The organism is Sinomonas sp. P47F7, from assembly GCF_049332655.1.
Classification (GTDB): Bacteria; Actinomycetota; Actinomycetes; order Actinomycetales; family Micrococcaceae; genus Sinomonas.
The window spans coordinates 1742200-1758969 of the sequence record NZ_CP186327.1 but is presented as its reverse complement, the minus strand read 5'-3'; the positions used below and the strand labels follow the sequence as shown (position 1 = coordinate 1758969).

Annotated in this window: 12 protein-coding genes; 3 read left to right on the top strand and 9 right to left on the bottom strand. The window is 72.3% G+C overall.

Annotation, left to right across the window (positions count from 1 at the left end):
* Positions 1-12: 12 nt before the first annotated feature.
* Genes ACOKR1_RS08360 through argC form a run of 6 tightly spaced genes read right to left on the bottom strand, consistent with a single transcriptional unit; the run spans position 13 to position 6023 of the window.
* Entirely contained in the window at positions 13-531 is a 519-nt protein-coding gene (locus ACOKR1_RS08360; RefSeq protein WP_422936204.1) for an arginine repressor, read from the bottom strand.
* On the bottom strand, positions 528-1508 hold the full coding sequence (gene argF, locus ACOKR1_RS08355) for an ornithine carbamoyltransferase (RefSeq protein ID WP_422936203.1): 981 nt from the start codon (positions 1506-1508) through the stop codon (positions 528-530). The genes ACOKR1_RS08360 and argF overlap by 4 nt, the downstream gene beginning before the upstream one ends.
* The gene (locus tag ACOKR1_RS08350) at positions 1505-2809 is read right to left on the bottom strand and encodes an acetylornithine transaminase (RefSeq protein ID WP_422936202.1); all 1305 of its coding nucleotides are present in this window, start codon (positions 2807-2809) and stop codon (positions 1505-1507) included. The genes argF and ACOKR1_RS08350 overlap by 4 nt, the downstream gene beginning before the upstream one ends.
* Positions 2806-3738 (bottom strand): acetylglutamate kinase, encoded by a 933-nt coding sequence (gene argB / locus ACOKR1_RS08345; protein ID WP_415855970.1) that lies wholly within the window; start codon positions 3736-3738, stop codon positions 2806-2808. Before argB ends, ACOKR1_RS08350 begins: the two co-directional genes overlap by 4 nt.
* An 18-nt stretch (positions 3739-3756) precedes the next feature.
* A complete protein-coding gene (argJ, locus tag ACOKR1_RS08340; RefSeq protein WP_422936201.1) occupies positions 3757-4923 on the bottom strand; it encodes a bifunctional glutamate N-acetyltransferase/amino-acid acetyltransferase ArgJ in 1167 nt (388 codons plus the stop codon).
* Positions 4920-6023, bottom strand: coding sequence for an N-acetyl-gamma-glutamyl-phosphate reductase (gene argC, locus ACOKR1_RS08335; RefSeq protein ID WP_422936200.1), 1104 nt, complete (start codon positions 6021-6023; stop codon positions 4920-4922). The genes argJ and argC overlap by 4 nt, the downstream gene beginning before the upstream one ends.
* A 119-nt stretch (positions 6024-6142) precedes the next feature.
* On the opposite strand from argC, the gene ACOKR1_RS08330 reads away from it, so the two are divergent.
* From ACOKR1_RS08330 to ACOKR1_RS08320, 3 genes are read left to right on the top strand one after another with little or no spacing between them, the layout of a single operon-like run.
* On the top strand, positions 6143-7108 hold the full coding sequence (locus ACOKR1_RS08330; RefSeq protein ID WP_422936199.1) for a quinone oxidoreductase family protein: 966 nt from the start codon (positions 6143-6145) through the stop codon (positions 7106-7108).
* Between the two features lie 14 nt (positions 7109-7122).
* Positions 7123-11055 carry a Pls/PosA family non-ribosomal peptide synthetase gene (locus ACOKR1_RS08325; RefSeq protein ID WP_422936198.1) on the top strand — a complete coding sequence of 1311 codons (3933 nt, stop codon included), beginning with the start codon at positions 7123-7125 and terminating at the stop codon, positions 11053-11055.
* Positions 11052-12413 (top strand): M1 family metallopeptidase, encoded by a 1362-nt coding sequence (locus ACOKR1_RS08320; RefSeq protein WP_422936197.1) that lies wholly within the window; start codon positions 11052-11054, stop codon positions 12411-12413. The genes ACOKR1_RS08325 and ACOKR1_RS08320 overlap by 4 nt, the downstream gene beginning before the upstream one ends.
* Here the strand turns inward: ACOKR1_RS08320 and ACOKR1_RS08315 are convergent.
* Genes ACOKR1_RS08315 through pheS form a run of 3 tightly spaced genes read right to left on the bottom strand, consistent with a single transcriptional unit; the run spans position 12358 to position 16760 of the window.
* A complete protein-coding gene (locus ACOKR1_RS08315; RefSeq protein WP_422936196.1) occupies positions 12358-13140 on the bottom strand; it encodes a 4'-phosphopantetheinyl transferase family protein in 783 nt (260 codons plus the stop codon). The genes ACOKR1_RS08320 and ACOKR1_RS08315 overlap by 56 nt on opposite strands.
* Before the next feature lie 7 nt (positions 13141-13147).
* On the bottom strand, positions 13148-15694 hold the full coding sequence (gene pheT, locus ACOKR1_RS08310) for a phenylalanine--tRNA ligase subunit beta (protein WP_422936195.1): 2547 nt from the start codon (positions 15692-15694) through the stop codon (positions 13148-13150).
* 4 nt (positions 15695-15698) lie between these two features.
* The gene (gene pheS, locus ACOKR1_RS08305) at positions 15699-16760 is read right to left on the bottom strand and encodes a phenylalanine--tRNA ligase subunit alpha (RefSeq protein WP_422936194.1); all 1062 of its coding nucleotides are present in this window, start codon (positions 16758-16760) and stop codon (positions 15699-15701) included.
* Positions 16761-16770: the final 10 nt, after the last annotated feature.

The window sequence follows — 16770 nt, the reverse complement described above, 5'->3', positions numbered from 1 at the left end:
CGTGCCGGTCGTTCACGCGCCTTGTGAAGCGAGCTCGAGGAAGCGCGCGGCGACGGCGTCCCCGCCCAGCGGATCGCGCGTGACGATCATGACCGTATCGTCACCGGCGATCGTGCCGAGGACCGCCGGGATCACGGAGTGGTCGATCGCGAGCGCGAGGAAGTTCGCGGCGCCCGGCGGCGTGCGCAGCACAACGATGTTCGCGCTCGCCTCGGCCGTGACGAGCAGCTCGGCGCACAGCTTCGCCAGCCGGGCGTCGAGCACCTCGGGGTCGAGCCCGACGCGCGGGCTCCGGTCCCCGCCCTCGCCGCGCACGGCGTAGACGAGGCCGCCGTCGGCGCCGCGCACGCGCACGGCGCCGATCTCGACGAGGTCGCGGGACAGCGTCGCCTGGGTGACCTGCACGCCGTCGTCCGCGAGGAGGGCCGCGAGGTCCGCCTGCGAGCGCACGCCCAGGCCCACGAGGAGCTCGCGGATGCGCGCCTGCCGCGCGGCCTTCGTCTGCGGCGCCGAGCCCGGCACGCTGCTCACGGTGCCCCCAAGCCCTCCACGACGGCCTGGCCCGAGCGGTGCAGGAGCCACGCGAGGAGCGCCTTCTGTGCGTGGAGCCGGTTCTCGGCCTCGTCCCACACGATCGACTGCGGGCCGTCGATGACGTCCGCCGAGACCTCGTAGCCGCGGTAGGCCGGGAGGCAGTGGAGGAAGACGGCGTCCGGGGCCGCCTTGGCCATCGCCGTCGCGTCCACGCCGTAGTCACGGAAGAGCTGGAGCCGGGCCTCCTTCTCGGCCTCCTGGCCCATCGAGACCCACGTGTCCGTCGCGACGACGTCGGCGCCGTCGAGCGCGGCCGCGGGATCGACCGTGACGAGCACCGACCCGCCCGTCTCGGCGGCGACGCGCTCCGCCTCCGCGACGACGTCCGCGTCAGGGAGGTAGCCGTCGGGGCCCGCGACGCGCACGTGCATGCCGGCCGTGGCGCCCGCGAGGAGGTACGAGTTGGCCATGTTGTTCGCGGCGTCCCCGAGGTACGCGAGCGCGAGGCCCGCGAGCCGGCCCTTGTGCTCGCGCACGGTGAGGAGGTCCGCGAGCAGCTGGCACGGGTGGTAGTCGTCGCACAGTGCATTGACCACCGGGACCCGCGAGTTCGCGGCCATGTGCTCGAGCCCCTCGTGGGCGCCGGTGCGCCACACGATCGCGGCGACCATGCGCTCGAGCACCTTCGCGGTGTCCTCGACGGACTCCTTGTGCCCGATCTGGGCCTCGCCCGGGTTGATGATGAGCGGCGCGCCGCCCAGGTCCGAGATCCCCGCCGAGAACGAGACGCGCGTTCGCGTCGACGTCTTGTCGAAGATCACGGCGACCGTCTTGCGGGCCGAGCCCTCCGCGGCGAGCGGCTGCGCCGAATACGGCGCGGCCTTGAGCCGGACGGCGAGGTCGAGGACCTCGGCCTGCTCGGCTGGGCTCAGATCGGTGTCCTTGAGGAAGTGACGGACCGTGCTGTTCGTCATGCGCCCTCCTTTTCGAGCTTGTCGGTGATGGCCGCCGCGGCCGCGGCAATGAGCTGGGGCAGCGCGGCGAGGAACGTGTCCGCCTGCTCGGCGGTGAGGATGAGCGGCGGCGCGAGCCGCAGCGTGCGCGGCCCGGGCGCGTTGACAATGAAGCCCGCGCTCAAGCCGGCGTCGACGACGGCGGCCGCGAAGTTCGCGCCCTCCGGCACCCCAGCGGGGAGTGCGAGATCGAAGCCGATGAGGAGGCCGCTGCCGCGCACGGCGACGACCTCGGGCAGCGCCGAAAGGCCCGCGCGGAGGTGCTCGCCCACCGCCCTGACGTTCGCGAGGACCCCCTGGGTCTCGATCGTGTGGAGCGTCGCGAGCGCGGCGGCGGTCGCGACGGGGTTGCCGCCGAACGTCGTGCCGTGCTGGCCGGCAGTGAGCAGCGCGCTGTTCTCGGCGCCGAACGTGATGAGGGCACCGATCGGGAAGCCACCGCCGAGGCCCTTCGCAAGCGACATCGCGTCGGGGACCACGCCCGAGCCCTCGATCGCAAACCACGAGCCGGTCCGGCCCACGCCCGTCTGCACCTCGTCCATGATGAGGAGCGCGCCAGCCTCGTGCGTGAGGCGGCGCGCCTCGGCGAGGTAGCCCGCGGGCAGCGGGATGACGCCGGCCTCGCCCTGGATGGGCTCGAGGAACAGGGCCTGCGTAGTCTCGTCGATCTCGGCCTTGAGCGCGTCGAGGTCGCCGAACGGGATATGGACCACGCCCTCGGGCAGGGGAGCGAAGGGCTCCCGGTACGCCTTCTTGGCCGTGAGCGCGAGGGCGCCCATCGTGCGGCCGTGGAAAGCGCCCTCGAGTGCGACGATCTTGGTGCGGCGGCCGCCGTCGTTGTTCCGGCGAGCGAGCTTGAACGCCGCCTCGTTGGCCTCGGTGCCCGAGTTCGCGAAGAACACCTTCGAGCCGGACGGGGCGTGCGCGATCTCGAGGAGCTTCTCGGCGAGTGCCACCTGCGTGGGGCTCGTGAAGAAGTTCGAGACGTGGCCGAGGGTCGCGAGCTGGGACGAGATGACGCTCGTGACGAACGGGTGGGCGTGGCCGAGCGCGTTGACGGCGATCCCGCCGAGCAGATCGAGGTACTGCTTGCCGTCGGCGTCCCACACGTAGCAGCCCTGGCCGCGGACGAGCACGCGCTGCGGCGTCCCGAACACGCCCATGAGCGAGTTCGAGTAGCGCGCGAGCCATGCGGCGCCCGTCGACGTGCCGACGAGTTCGGAGACTGGCCTGGTCTCGGGGGTATTGGGGGTGACACTCATGCGGTTCCTCCTGTCTCGTCCGGCACAACCTGCGTGCCGACGCCCGCGTCGGTGAAGATCTCGAGAAGCATCGTGTGGGGGCTGCGCCCGTCGACGATCGCGGCGCGGTCCACGCCCTCGCTGACTGCCTTGAGGCACGCCCCCATCTTGGGGATCATGCCCGATTCGAGGGATGGGAGCATGGCCCGCAGCTCGGTGGCCGAGATCTGCGAGACGAGCGAGCTCTTGTCCGGCCAGTTGCGGTACAGGCCCTCGACGTCGGTCAGGACCACGAGGCGCGACGCACCGAGCGCAACGGCGACCGCGGCTGCCGCCGTGTCTGCGTTGACGTTGAGCACCTGGCCGGTCGGCTGGAAGCCGCCTTCGCCGTCGGGCTCGACCTCGGGCGCGACCGTCGAGATGACAGGGATGCGGCCCGCCTCGAGGATGTCATGCACGGCGGCGGGTTCGACGCCGACCACCTCGCCCACGAGGCCGAGGTCCACCTCGACGCCGTCGACCACGGCGCCCGTGCGGACGGCGCGCAGCAGCCCCGCGTCCTCTCCGGAGAGGCCGACCGCGTAGGGGCCGTGGGAGTTGATGAGCCCCACGAGCTCGCGGCCCACCTGGCCCGTGAGCACCATGCGGACCACGTCCATGGTCTCGGGCGTCGTGACGCGCAGGCCGCCCTTGAACTCGCTCTCGATGCCGACGCGGCGGAGCATCGCGTTGATCTGCGGACCCCCGCCATGGACCACCACCGGGTGGATGCCGACGTGGTGGAGGAACACGATGTCCTCGGCGAAGGCGCGGCGCAACTCCTCGTTGACCATCGCGTTGCCGCCGTATTTGACCACCATGGTGCTGCCCGCGAACTTCTGGATCCACGGGAGCGCCTCGATGAGGGTCTCGGCCTTGTCCATCGCGAGCCGGATGTTCGTGCTGGTCATGGCTGTCTCCATCCTGGCTCAGCTCGAGTAGGCACTGTTCTCATGCACGTAGTCGTGCGTGAGGTCGTTCGTGAGGATCGTCGCCTCGGCGTCGCCCGCCGCGAGGTCGATCTCGACCAGGACCTCGCGCGGCTCGAGGTTCACGAGCGAGCGGTCCTCGCCGATGCCGCCGTTCTGGCACACCTCGACGCCGTTGATGGAGACGCTCAGCTCGTCCGGATCGAACACCGCGTCCGTGGTCCCGACAGCGGAGAGGACGCGCCCCCAGTTCGGGTCCTTCCCGAAGATCGCGGTCTTGAACAGGTTCGAACGGGCGACGGCGCGTGCCACCACCTCGGCGTCGCTCTCCGTGGCCGCGTTGAACGCGCGGATCGCGATGTCGTGGCTCGCGCCCTCGGCGTCGCCGATGAGCTTGCGCGCGAGCTCGGCGCAGACCTGCGTGAGCCCGTCCGTGAACTGCTGTGCGGACGGAACAGCAGCGGACGCGCCGGAGGAAAGCAGCACGACCGTGTCGTTCGTGGACATGCAGCCGTCGGAGTCCGCGCGGTCGAAGGTCACGCGCGTCGCGTCCCGGAGTGCCGCGTCGAGCATCTCCGGAGCAGTCGCGGCGTCGGTCGTGAGGACCACTAGCATCGTCGCGAGGCCCGGCGCGAGCATGCCGGCGCCCTTCGCGATGCCGCCGATCGTGTACTCGGCCCCGTCGGCGTCGACCCCGGTGAACACGGCCTCCTTGGGGACCGTATCGGTCGTCATGATCGCGAGCGCCGCCGCGTGCCCGCCGTCGTCCGCTAGCGCGGCCGCGGCAGCCTCGACTCCCGCGAGGATCTTGTCCATGGGCAGCTGCTCGCCGATGAGCCCCGTCGAGCAGACGACGACGTCACCCGCCGAGACGCCGAGCACGTCTGCGGTCTTTTCCGCGGTCGTGTGGGCGTTCTGGAAGCCCTGGGGGCCCGTGCAGGCGTTCGCGCCGCCCGAATTGAGGATCACGGCGTCCACGCGCCCGTCCCCGATGGCCTGGCGCGACCAGCGGACGGGCGCCGCGGCGACCCGGTTCGACGTGAAGACGGCCGCGCCGTTCTTGTCGGGGCCGTCGTTGACCACGAGGGCCACGTCCGGCTTGCCCGAGGCCTTGAGGCCGGCGGTCACGCCGGAGGCCCGGAAGCCCTTGGGTGCGGTGATGGTCACGGTGCGACTCCCAGCTGTGCGAGGCCGGCGCCCTCGGGGAGGCCCAGCGCGATGTTCATGGACTGCACCGCGCCGCCCGCGGTGCCCTTCGTGAGGTTGTCGATCACGGAGCTCACGATCACGCGGCCCGCGTGCTCGTCGAACGCGAGCTGGATCGCGGCGTTGTTCGAGCCGACGACCATCTGCGTGGCCGGCCACTGGCCCTCGGGGAGCACGTGGATGAACTGCTCGTCCGCGTACGCGGTCTCCCACGCCGCGCGGAGCTCGGCGGCCCCGATGCCAGGCTTGACCCGGGCCGTCGCGGTCGTGAGGATGCCGCGGCTCATCGGGGCGAGCGTCGGCGTGAAGGAGATCGTGACCGGCGCCCCGGCGGCGTTCGAGAGGCCCTGCTCGATCTCGGGGGTGTGCCGGTGGCCCCCGCCCACTCCGTAGGGGCTCATCGAGCCCATGACTTCCGAGCCGAGGAGGTGCGGCTTGACCGACTTGCCCGCGCCGGACGTCCCGGACGCCGAGACGATCACCACGTCCTCGGGCTCCAGGAGTCCCGCCGCGAAGCCGGGGACGAGCGCGAGGAGCGCCGAGGTCGGGTAGCAGCCGGGGACGGCGATGCGCCGCGCGCCGACGAGCTTCTCGCGCTGTTTCCTGATCCCACCCCCGCCGCCCGAACCCGCGTCCCCCGAACCCGCGCTTCCCGAACCCGCCCAGCCACCCAAGAGCAGCTCAGGCAGCCCGTACGGCCACGTGCCCGCGTGCTCCGAGCGGTAGAACTTGAACCACGCCTCAGGGTCCTCAAGCCGGTGGTCCGCCCCGGCATCGATCACGAGCGTCTCGGCGGGAAGCTGGGCTGCCACGGCGGCGGACGCGCCGTGCGGGAGCGCAAGGAAGACGACGTCATGCCCCCCGAGGTTCTCCGCGGTCGTCTCGACGATTTCGCGGCCGGCAAGGCTGAGGAGGTGCGGCTGGAGCGCGCCGAGGCGGCTCCCCGCACTGCTGTGCGCCGTAATGGCGCCGATCTCGATCTCGGGATGGTTGGCCAGCAGTCGGAGGACCTCTCCCCCGGCGTAGCCGCTGGCCCCGGACACAGCTGCGGTAATAGTCACCCGGCCACTATAAGCAAACTTATGCAGGCATATCAATATTTATGCATGACTGAGTCGGGGCGGCTTCCCCTCTTAGGATGGGTACCCGGACGAGAACGAACGAACCAGGGAGTGACTCCATGATCAACGCCATCGTCGCCAACGCCCCCGGCGGCCCCGAAGTCCTCGAGCCACAGGCCGTGGACAGGCCAGAGGTGGGTCCGGGCCAGCTCCTCGTGCGGGTCGCAGCGACTGGGGTCAACTTCATCGAGACGTACCAGCGCCAAGGCCTCTACAGCGTGCAGTTCCCGTTTACCCCGGGCGACGAGGCCGCGGGGACGGTCGAGGAACTCGGGGAGGGAGTCGAGGCATTCTCGGTCGGGCAGCACGTCGCGACCGCTGAGGGCCGCCGCGCCTACGCCGAGTACATGATCGTCGACGCGGACAAGGCCCTCCCCGTCCCGGAGAACCTCGACCTGCACACGGCGGCGGCGCTGCCGCTCCAGGGCATGACGGCGCATTACCTCATCAACTCGACGTTCCGCATCGAGCCGGGCCAGACCGCGCTCGTCCACGCCGGCGCGGGCGGCGTGGGGCTGCTCCTCATCCAGATGATCAAGGCGAAGGGCGCGCGGGTCATCACGACCGTGTCCACCGACGCGAAGGCCGAACTCGCGGCCGGCGCGGGCGCCGACCACGTGATCCGCTACTCGGGCTTCGAGCACCATGTGCGCGAACTCACCGCTGGCGCGGGCGCCGACGTCGTATACGACGGCGTGGGCCGCGACACGTTCGACGGCTCCCTTGCGTCGCTGCGGACGCGCGGCTCCCTCGTGCTGTTCGGGGCGGCCTCGGGCCCTGTGCCGCCCGTCGACCCGCAGCGGCTCAACGCCGGCGGCTCACTGTTCCTCACGCGCCCCACGCTCAAGCACCACCTGCTCAATCCTCAGGAACGCCTGTGGCGCTCCTCCGAGGTCTTCGCGGCCGCCGCTGACGGCTCGCTCACAGTCCGCATCGGCGCAACCTTCCCGCTCGCGTCCGCAGCCGAGGCGCATCGCGCGCTCGAGGGCCGCGCGACGACGGGCAAGGTGCTCCTCGTCCCCTGAGGTCCGACTGACCCTTGAGCGATACCCAGCCCCTGGCCGCCGGCACGGCGGAGCGTCCCTACCCCCCGCAGCTTCCGGCGTCTGACCGCACGCCGCCCGAGCGCACCCTCGTCGACGTCCTCACCGCGACCGCCGAAGCGTTCCCGGAGTCCCCCGCGCTCGACGACGGAGCCCAAGTCCTGAGCTACGCCGAACTCCTCGAGGAGGTCCGCTCGGTGGGCCGCCGCCTGCACGCGGCCGGGCTCGGCGCCGGCGACAGGGTGGGGATCCGCATCCCGTCCGGCACGAACGAGCTCTACGTCTCGATCCTCGCCGTCCTGCTCATCGGCGCGTCCTACGTCCCGGTCGACGCGGACGATCCCGACGAGCGGGCGAAGCTCGTCTTCAGCGAGGCAGCCGTCGCCGGGATCCTCCGCGGCGGGGAGTCGCTCGTCGCCGACAAGAAGCGCCCCGCGCCGTTCCCCGAACCGCGCCTGCCCGGCCCCGACGACGATTGCTGGGTCATCTTCACCTCGGGCTCGACCGGGACTCCGAAGGGCGTCGCCGTGAGCCACCGCTCCGCCGCGGCGTTCGTCGACGCCGAAGCCCGCCTCTTCCTGCAGGCAGAGACACTCGGCCCCGAGGACCGCGTTCTCGCGGGCCTCTCCGTCGCGTTCGACGCCTCGTGCGAAGAGATGTGGCTCGCGTGGCGGCACGGCGCGTGCCTCGTCCCGGCGCCGCGCGCGCTCGTGCGGACTGGCATGGACCTCGGTCCGTGGCTCGTCCAGCGCGGCATCACGGTTGTCTCGACCGTCCCGACCCTCGCCGCGCTGTGGCCGGGCGAGGCGCTCGAGAACGTCCGCCTGCTCATCTTCGGCGGCGAGGCCTGCCCGCCCGAGCTCGCGCAGCGTCTCGCGGTCGAGGGCCGCGAGGTGTGGAACACCTACGGCCCCACGGAGGCGACCGTCGTGGCGTGCGCGGCACAGCTCGGCGCGAACGGGCCCGTGCGGATCGGCCTGCCGCTCGACGGCTGGGACCTCGCGATCGTCGACCCGGACGGCGTGCCCGTCCCCGAGGGCGACGTCGGCGAGCTCATCATCGGCGGCGTAGGGCTCGCGCGCTACCTCGACCCCGCGAAGGACGCCGAGAAGTACGCCTCCATGGCCTCGCTCGGGTGGGAGCGAGCGTACCGCTCGGGCGATCTCGTCGCGTACGAGCGCGAGGGCCTCATCTTCCAGGGCCGCGCCGACGAGCAGGTCAAGCTCGGCGGGCGCCGGATCGAGCTCGGCGAAGTCGACGCGGCGCTCCAGGCGCTCTCCGGCGTCGCGGGCGCGGCGGCGGCCGTGCGGACGACGGCGGCCGGGAACCAGGTGCTCGTGGGGTACCTGGCGCCGTCCGACGGCACCGTGCCCGACCTCGAGGCGTGCCGCAAGCGCCTGAGCCTCGCGCTCCCGGCGGCGCTCGTGCCGCTGCTCGCCGTCGTCGAGTGGCTCCCGACCAAGACGAGCGGCAAGGTGGACCGCAACGCGCTCCCGTGGCCGCTCCCCGGCGGCGACGAGGGCTCGTCGGCCCCGCTCGCGCTCTCGGATGATGCCGCGTGGATCGTCGAGCAGTGGGGCGCGGTGCTCGGCACCCAGCCGCAGAGCCTCGACGCCGACTTCTTCGCCCATGGCGGCGGCTCCCTCGCGGCCGCGCAGCTCGTCTCCTCGCTCCGCCGCCGGTACCCGACCGTGACCGTCGCCGAGGTGTACGCGCACCCACGGGTCGGTGCCCTCGTCGAGGCCATCGGCGGCGGCTCGCGCGGCGAGGTTCCGCCCGCCGTCGAGCGCACGGTCAGGCCTGCCTCGGCGGGGACCCAGCTCGCGCAGACGGTCCTGGGGATCCCGCTCTTCATCCTCGTCGGAATGCGGTGGCTCACGTACCTCATGGCCGCGAACAACGTGCTCGCGGCCACCGCCGGGTTCTCGGCTGCCCCGACCATCTCGTGGTGGTGGGTTGCCGCGTCGTGGCTCGTGTTCGTGAGCCCGCTCGGCCGCATGGCGATCTCCGTCGCCGCGGCCCGGCTCCTCCTCCGCGGCGTCGGCCCGGGCAAGTATCCCCGGGCCGGGAGCATTCACCTGCGGCTCTGGCTCGCGGAGCAGATCGCGGACCTCGCCCAGGCCGTGAGCCTCGCGAGCGCACCGTGGGTCCCCTATTACGCGCGGGCCCTGGGGGCGAAGATCGGCCGCGACGCCGTGCTGCACTCCGTCCCGCCCGTCACGGGCATGCTCGAGCTCGGCAAGGGCGCGTCGGTCGAGCCGGAAGTCGACCTCTCCGGATGGTGGATCGACGGCGACTGGGTCTACATCGGCGGGATCCGCATTGGCGCGGGCGCGACGATCGGTTCGCGCAGCACCCTGCTCCCGGGCACGCAGGTCGGTGCCGACGCCGTGGTCGAGCCCGGCTCCGCCGTATCCGGCAAGGTCAAGCCCGGGCTGAGGGTCTCGGGCTCCCCCGCCGAACGGGTGGGCAAGGCCAAGCACGAATGGCCCGACGCGGGCCCCCGCCGGTCCCCGTTCCTCGAGGGCGTGTGGATCGCGGCGTTCGGCGCCGGCTCGTCCCTCCTCGCGCTCATCCCCTATGCCTCGGCCACGGCGGCCGGAGCGATCCTCCTCTGGGCAGCCGCAGGCCATGCGAGCCTCCATGCCGCGTTCACTGCCCTCCTCGCCGCCTCCCCGCTCGCTGCGGCCGCGTGGTTCGCCGCGAACCTCGTGCTCGTCGCGGTGTGCACGCGCCTGCTCGGCCTCGGCCTGCGCGAGGGCACGTACCGGATCCGCAGCCGCATGGGCTGGCAGGTGTGGGCCACGGAGCGCGTCCTCGACATGGCGCGAGACCTCCTGTTCCCCGTCTACGCGAGCCTCTTCACGCCCGTGTGGCTGCGCCTGCTCGGGGCCACCGTAGGCAAGGACGTCGAGGCGTCCACCGTGCTCCTGGTGCCCAAGATGACGACCGTGGGCGACGGCGCGTTCCTCGCCGACGACACGATGGTCGCCTCCTACGAGCTCGGCGGCGGCTGGCTCCGCATCGCGCCGGCCAAGATCGGCAAGCGCGCCTTCCTCGGCAATTCGGGGATGACGGCGGCGGGCCGCTCGGTGCCCAAGAACGGCCTGGTGGCCGTGCTCTCCGCGACCCCCAAGAAGGCGAAGTCCGGCTCGTCGTGGCTCGGGAGCCCGCCCGTCCGCCTGCGCCGCACGTCGCTCGAGTCGGACTCCGCGCGCACGTTCAGCCCGCCGGCCCGGCTCAAGGTCGCGCGCGCGCTGTGGGAGCTGTGCCGCGCGGTGCCGGTCGTGCTCACGGTGGCGATCGCCGTCGTCGTCCTCGCGGCCCTCGACGCCCTCGCCGCGTCGTGGGGGTACCTGCTCACGGCGCTCGTGTGCGGCGCCGTGATGCTCGCGGCGGGCGCGGTCGCGGCGGGCTCCGCCGTCGTTGGGAAGTGGCTGCTCGTGGGGCGCATCCGCACCAGCGAGCACCCGCTGTGGAGTTCGTTCGTGTGGCGCAACGAGGTCGTGGACGCGTTCGTCGAGATGGTCGCGGCGCCGTGGTTCGCACGCGCCGCCGCGGGAACGCCCGCGCTCGTCTGGTGGCTGCGCCTGCTCGGGGCCCGGATCGGCCGCGGCGCGTGGTGCGAGAGCTACTGGCTCCCGGAGGCGGACCTCGTGGAGCTCGGCCCCGGCTCGACGGTCAACCGCGGCTGCGTGATTCAGACCCACCTCTTCCACGACCGGATCATGAGCATCGACGCCGTGAACCTCGGCCAGGGCGCCACGATCGGCCCGCACGGGGTCATCCTGCCCGGCGCGAGCATCGACTCGGGGGCCACGGTGGGCCCCGCGTCGCTCGTGATGCGCGGCGAGGGCATCCCGGCGGGAACGTATTGGCGGGGCAACCCCGTGGCGCCGTGGCGCGAGCCGGAGGTACCCACCCGGTGAGCCCGAAGAACGGCAAGTCCCACCACGGCAAGGCGCTCCCCGATCCCTACACCCCCGGTCATGGCACTGACGAGTATCGCGTGACGCACTACGACCTCGACCTCGACGTCAAGCTCGGGAGCAACCGCCTCGCGGGCCGCGCCCGGATCAAGGCCGAGGCGCGCGAGAAGCTCGACTCCGTGACGCTGAGCCTCGCGGGCCTCCGCGCCACGAAGGTGACCGTGGACGGCACGAAGCCGGCGAAGATGGCCCAGCGCGGCGATCAGCTCGTCGTGGCCGTGCGCCCCGCGATCCCGAAGGGCGCCCGCTTCGAGCTCGACGTCCGCTACGAGGGCACGCCGCGGCCTGTGCGGGGACCCTGGGGCGAGGTCGGCTGGGAGGAGCTCGACGACGGCGTGCTCGTGGCAGGGCAGCCGGTCGGCGCCCCAACGTGGTTCCCGTGCAACGACCACGCGAGCCAAAAGGCGCCATTCCGCATCACGGTGACGGCGGACGCGGGCTACCGCGCGATCTCGAACGGCCTCCTCGTGGGCCACCGGAGGCGCTCGAGCCGCGAGACGTGGGTCTACGAGCAGCTCGAGCCCATGGCGCCCTACCTCGCGACGCTCCTGATCGGCCGCTATCAGGAGATCGAGCTCGGCAAGCTGCCGAACCGCGGCTCCGGCCGGGTGCGGGTCTTCGCGAACGTGTCCCCGAAGCTCCGGGGCGAGGCCGCGTCGGGGCTCAGGGACCAGGTCAAGATGGTCAAGCTGTTCTCGGAGCTGTTCGGCCCCTACCCGTTCCGCGACTACACGGTCGTCGTGACCGAGGACGAGCTCGAGATCCCGCTCGAGGCCCAGAGCCTCTCGATCATGGGCCGCAACCACCTGCGGCGCACGTGGGAGGCGCAGCGGCTGCTCGCGCACGAGCTCGCGCACCAGTGGTTCGGGAACTCCGTGACCGTGCGGCGCTGGGAGGACATCTGGCTGCACGAGGGCTTCGCGTGCTACGCGGAGTGGCTGTGGAGCGACGCGGCGGGCCTCGCGTCCGCGAAGGAACGCGCCTCGACGGCGTGGAAGTACCTCGCGAGCCTTCCCGAGGACCTCCGCATCGGCGCGCCGGGCCCGCACCTCATGTTCGACGATCGCGTCTACAAGCGCGGCGCGCTCGCGCTGCACGCCGTGCGCCGCGCGGTGGGCGACGACCGGTTCTTCCGCTCGCTTCGGGCGTTCGCGTCCGAGCGACGCCACGGGCAGGCCTCGACGGCCGAGTTCATCGAGCTCCTCGACCGCGTGTGCGCGGGGGCCCGGAAGTTCGACGCCGCTAGCGTGCTCCGCCCCTGGCTCTACGCCGAGAAGCTTCCGCCGCTTCCGAAATAGCCGGCGCCGACGTTACTGAAACGGCGGCGACGAAGCCCGGGGGCAAGCCGAGCGCCCGCGTGTCGACGCCGTCGACCCGGCCGTCCTCGAGAGTCTCGACGGCGGCCGGGTCCGTGCGCAGGCCCGTGCCGAGCGCCTTGAGCAGGGCCTCCTTGCGCGCCCACAGGCGTGCGGCCTCGGCGGGCACATCCGGCACCGACAACAGACGACGGCGCTCGGCAGGTGAGTACGCCGCGTCCGGGACCGCGCGGCGAAAGTCCGCGACGAGGGCGAGGTCGACGCCGATGGCCGGCAGCGGGTCCCCGACGCCGGCCTCCCAGCGGCCCCCCGCGGGCGGGAGCTCGACGGCGAGCAGCGCCCAGCCCCCGGCGCGCGAGAGGCTCGCGGCGACATCGAGCGGGCGAGCGAACGCGCCGTCGTCCGTGCCGCCGTGGTCCGAGCCGCCGTCGTCCGCGCCGCCGTCGTCCGAGCCGAGGGCGAACCCCGGCGTCCCGTGCTCGCCCGGGCCGCACGCGGGGCAGCGGTAGGCGGGCCGCACGCGCGCGGGCTCGACGCCCAGTTCGCCCGCCACGAACGCGCGCAGGGCGAGGCGGCCCGCGAGGAACTCGTGAGCGCGCTGCGGGTCGGCGAACGCCGCGGCCCGCTGGGACTCCCCCGCCGTCGGATCGCCGGGCGGCAAGGGAGTCCCCACGCCGCCGAGCGGAACGGCCCGCACGATCACGGTCATTGCGCCGTTAGCGCTGCACGGCCCCGTAGCGTTCCGCGGCGCGCGCGACGGCGGCCGCGCGCGCCTCGGAGGCCTCATCCGCCGTGAGCGTGCGATCGGGCGCGCGGAAGCGGAGCGCGAACGCGAGCGACTTCTTGCCCTCGTCGATGCCCGGACCGGCGTACACGTCGAAGAGGTGGACCTCTTCGAGCAGCTCGCCGGCGCCGTCGCGGAGCGCATCCTTGACCTCGTCCGAGGGGATCGCGGCGTCGACGATGAGTGCGACGTCCTGGGTCGCGACGGGGAACGTCGAGATGTGCTTCGCGACGATCACGTCCGGGGCGGCCTCGAAAAGAGCGTCGGCGTCGAGCTCGAGCGCGACCGTCCGAGCGGGCAGATCGTGCTCCTGGAGGAGCTTGGGGTGCAGCTCGCCCGCGAAGCCCACGAGCTCGCCCGAGCGCAGCGAAAGCTGCGCCGTGCGGCCCGGGTGGAACGCCTGGTGGGCGCCCTGGGCAACCACGAGGTCGACGCCGAGCACGTCACCCGCGAGGCGCGCGACGTCGATCGCGTCCGCCCAGTCCCACACACGCGGGGTGTGGCCCGCCGCCTCGGGCGAATCGTGGCCCGTCAGGATCGCGCCGACGTGAAGCGGCTGGTCCGGCAGGCCGGCGTCGAGCTGCTCGAGCTCCTCTTCGGACGGCAGCGCGCCAAGCGGCGGGATCGTCGCGGTGCCGAGCGTGCCGCCGTCGGGCAGGAACACGAGGCCGGCCTCGAACAGCGCAAGGTCGCGGAAGCCGCGCGAGTGGTTGCGCTTGACCACGTCGATGAGCCCCGGGAGCACGGACGTGCGCAGCCATCCGAACTCCTCGCTCAGCGGGTTCGCGAGCTTGACCGCGGGCCGCTCGGCGCCCGCCTCGGCGACCCCGAACGTCCCGTTGGCTGCCTTCGTCACGAACGGATAGGCGAGCACCTCGGTGAGGCCCGCGTCGGCGAGCGCCTGCACGAGACGACGGCGCTGCTGCTGCGTGCGCGTGAAGCCGCGCCCGGGCGGCGCCACGGGGAGTCGCGACGGGATCTTGTCGTAGCCGACGAGGCGGGCGATCTCCTCGGAGAGGTCCTCCTTCGTCTCGAGGTCGTTGCGCCAGCTGGGCGGGGTCACGAGGAAGTCCTGACCGCGGCGCTCTGCCTCGGCCCCGAGGTCGCCGAGCACGCGCGCGATGAGCTCCTCGGAGAACTCCATGCCGATGCGCTCGGAGGCGAACGCCGCTGGCAGCACGATCTCGATGGCCGCGGGCTCGGTCCCGACATCGGTCCCGGCCTCGTCCGCGACGCCCCCGCCGAGCTCGACGAGGAGGTCGACGACGCGCTGGGCGGCCTCGTCCGCGACCTCCCAGTCGACGCCGCGCTCGAAGCGCTTGGACGCCTCGGACGGGAGCCTGTGGCGGCGGCGCGAGCGGCCCACGGTCACGGTGTCGAAATGCGCGGCCTCGACGAGCACGTTGACGGTCCCGTCCGAGCACTCGGTCGACGCGCCGCCCATGACGCCCGCGATGCCGATGGGGCCGGACTCGTCGGTGATGAGGAGGTCCTCGGGGTCGAGGTCGCGGATCTTGCCGTCGAGCGTCTCGATCTTCTCGCCGTCCTCGGCGCGGCGCACCGTGATCGTGCCCGTGAGCTTGTCGAGGTCGTAGCAGTGGGTCGGCTGGCCGAGTTCGAACATGACGTAGTTCGAGATGTCGACGGGCAGCGAGATCGAGCGCACGCCGGCGAGGCGCAGGCGCGAGGCCATCCACGGCGGCGTGGGCCGCGTGGGGTCGACGCCGCGCACGGTGCGGGCCACGAAGCGGTCGCAGCCGGGCACGCCGTAGACCGGGGCGCGGTCGTCGAGGGCCACCCCGTGGCCGCCCTCGAGTTTCTCGGGCGCCTTGACCTGCGTGGCCGGGTCCTCGAACGCCGTGCCGGTCGCGTGCGCGTATTCCCGTGCGATGCCGCGGATCGAGAAGCAGTAGCTGCGGTCGGGGGTCACGTTGATCTCGGCCGCCTCATCAGTGAGGCCGAGCAGCTCAAGCGCGTCCGTCCCGATCTCCGGGTCGAGGCCCAGGCGCGAGAGCACGATGATGCCGTCGTGGTCCTCGCCGATGCCGAGCTCGCGCGCCGAGGCGATCATGCCCGCGGACACGTGGCCGTACGTCTTGCGGGCCGCGATGTGGAAGTCGCCGGGCAGCGTCGCACCCGGCAGCGTCACGATCACCTTGTCGCCCTCGACGAAGTTGTGGGCGCCGCACACGATGCCCTGGACGCCGGACGGGTCGATGCCCTTGCCCGTGAGGGTCTGCTCCTGGCCCTCGGGCACCACACGGACCTGGCACCAGTTAATCGTCTTGCCGTTGCTCTGCGGTTCCTTGACGAGGCTCAGCACCTGGCCCACGACGATCGGGCCATGAACGCTGTCGGAGGGCCGGTGCACGGCCTCCTCCTCGAGTCCGACCGAGACGAGCTCGGCCATGAGGTCCTCGGCGGTCGCGCCGGCGGGAAGCTGCGTGTACTCGCGCAGCCACGAAAGGGGGATTCGCATGTGCCTAGATCTCCATCCCGAAGTGCTCGCTGAACCGGACGTCGCCCTCGATCATGTCGCGCATATCCACGACGTCGTTGCGGAACATGAGGGTCCGCTCGATGCCCATGCCGAACGCAAAGCCCGAGTAGACGTCGGGGTCGATGCCCGCCGCGCGCAGAACGTTGGGGTTGACCATGCCGCAGCCGCCCCACTCGATCCAGCGCGGGCCGCCCTTCGCGCCCGGGTGCCAGATGTCGAGCTCGGCGCTCGGCTCCGTGAACGGGAAGAAGTTGGGGCGGAGGCGAATCTGGGCCTCCTGGCCGAACATCTGCCGCGCGAAGTGCTCGAGCGTCCCGCGAAGGTCCGCCATGCTCAGGCCCTCGTCGATCGCGAGGCCCTCGAACTGGTGGAACACGGGCGTGTGCGTCGCGTCGAGCTCGTCCGTGCGGAACACCTTCCCCGGGCACAGGACGTAGATCGGCACGTCGCGCTCGAGCATCGAGCGGACCTGCACGGGCGACGTGTGGGTGCGCAGGAGCAGGTGGCGGTCAACGGGCTCCACGAAGAACGTGTCCTGCATCTCGCGCGCGGGGTGGTCCGGCTTGAAGTTGAGCGCGTCGAAGTTGAACCACTCGGACTCGAGCTCTGGGCCCTCGGCGATCTCCCAGCCCATGCCCACGAAGATGTCGCTCACGCGGTCCTGGAGGGTCGAGAGCGGGTGGCGTGCGCCGGCGCGGCGGCGGCGCGGAGCGGCGGTGACGTCGACCGTCTCCTCGACGAGGATCCGCGCGTCGTTCTCGGCCTCGAGCACCTCGGAGCGTTCGGCGATGGCCTTGTTGACCCGGCCGCGCGCGGCGCCGACGATCTTCCCCGCCGAGGACTTCGACTCCTTCGGCAGCGCTCCGATCGCACGGTTCGCGAGCGCGAGCGGGGACTTCTCCCCTGTGTGCGCAAGCCGGACGGCCTTGAGCTCGTCCAGGGTGGACGCCTCCGAGATCTCCTCGAGGGCGCGGCTGACGGCGGCGGTGACGGCGGCCTCGTCCAGGGGGTCCGGGACGGTGGCGCCGGGCAATGTTTCAGTCATGGCAGGCCAA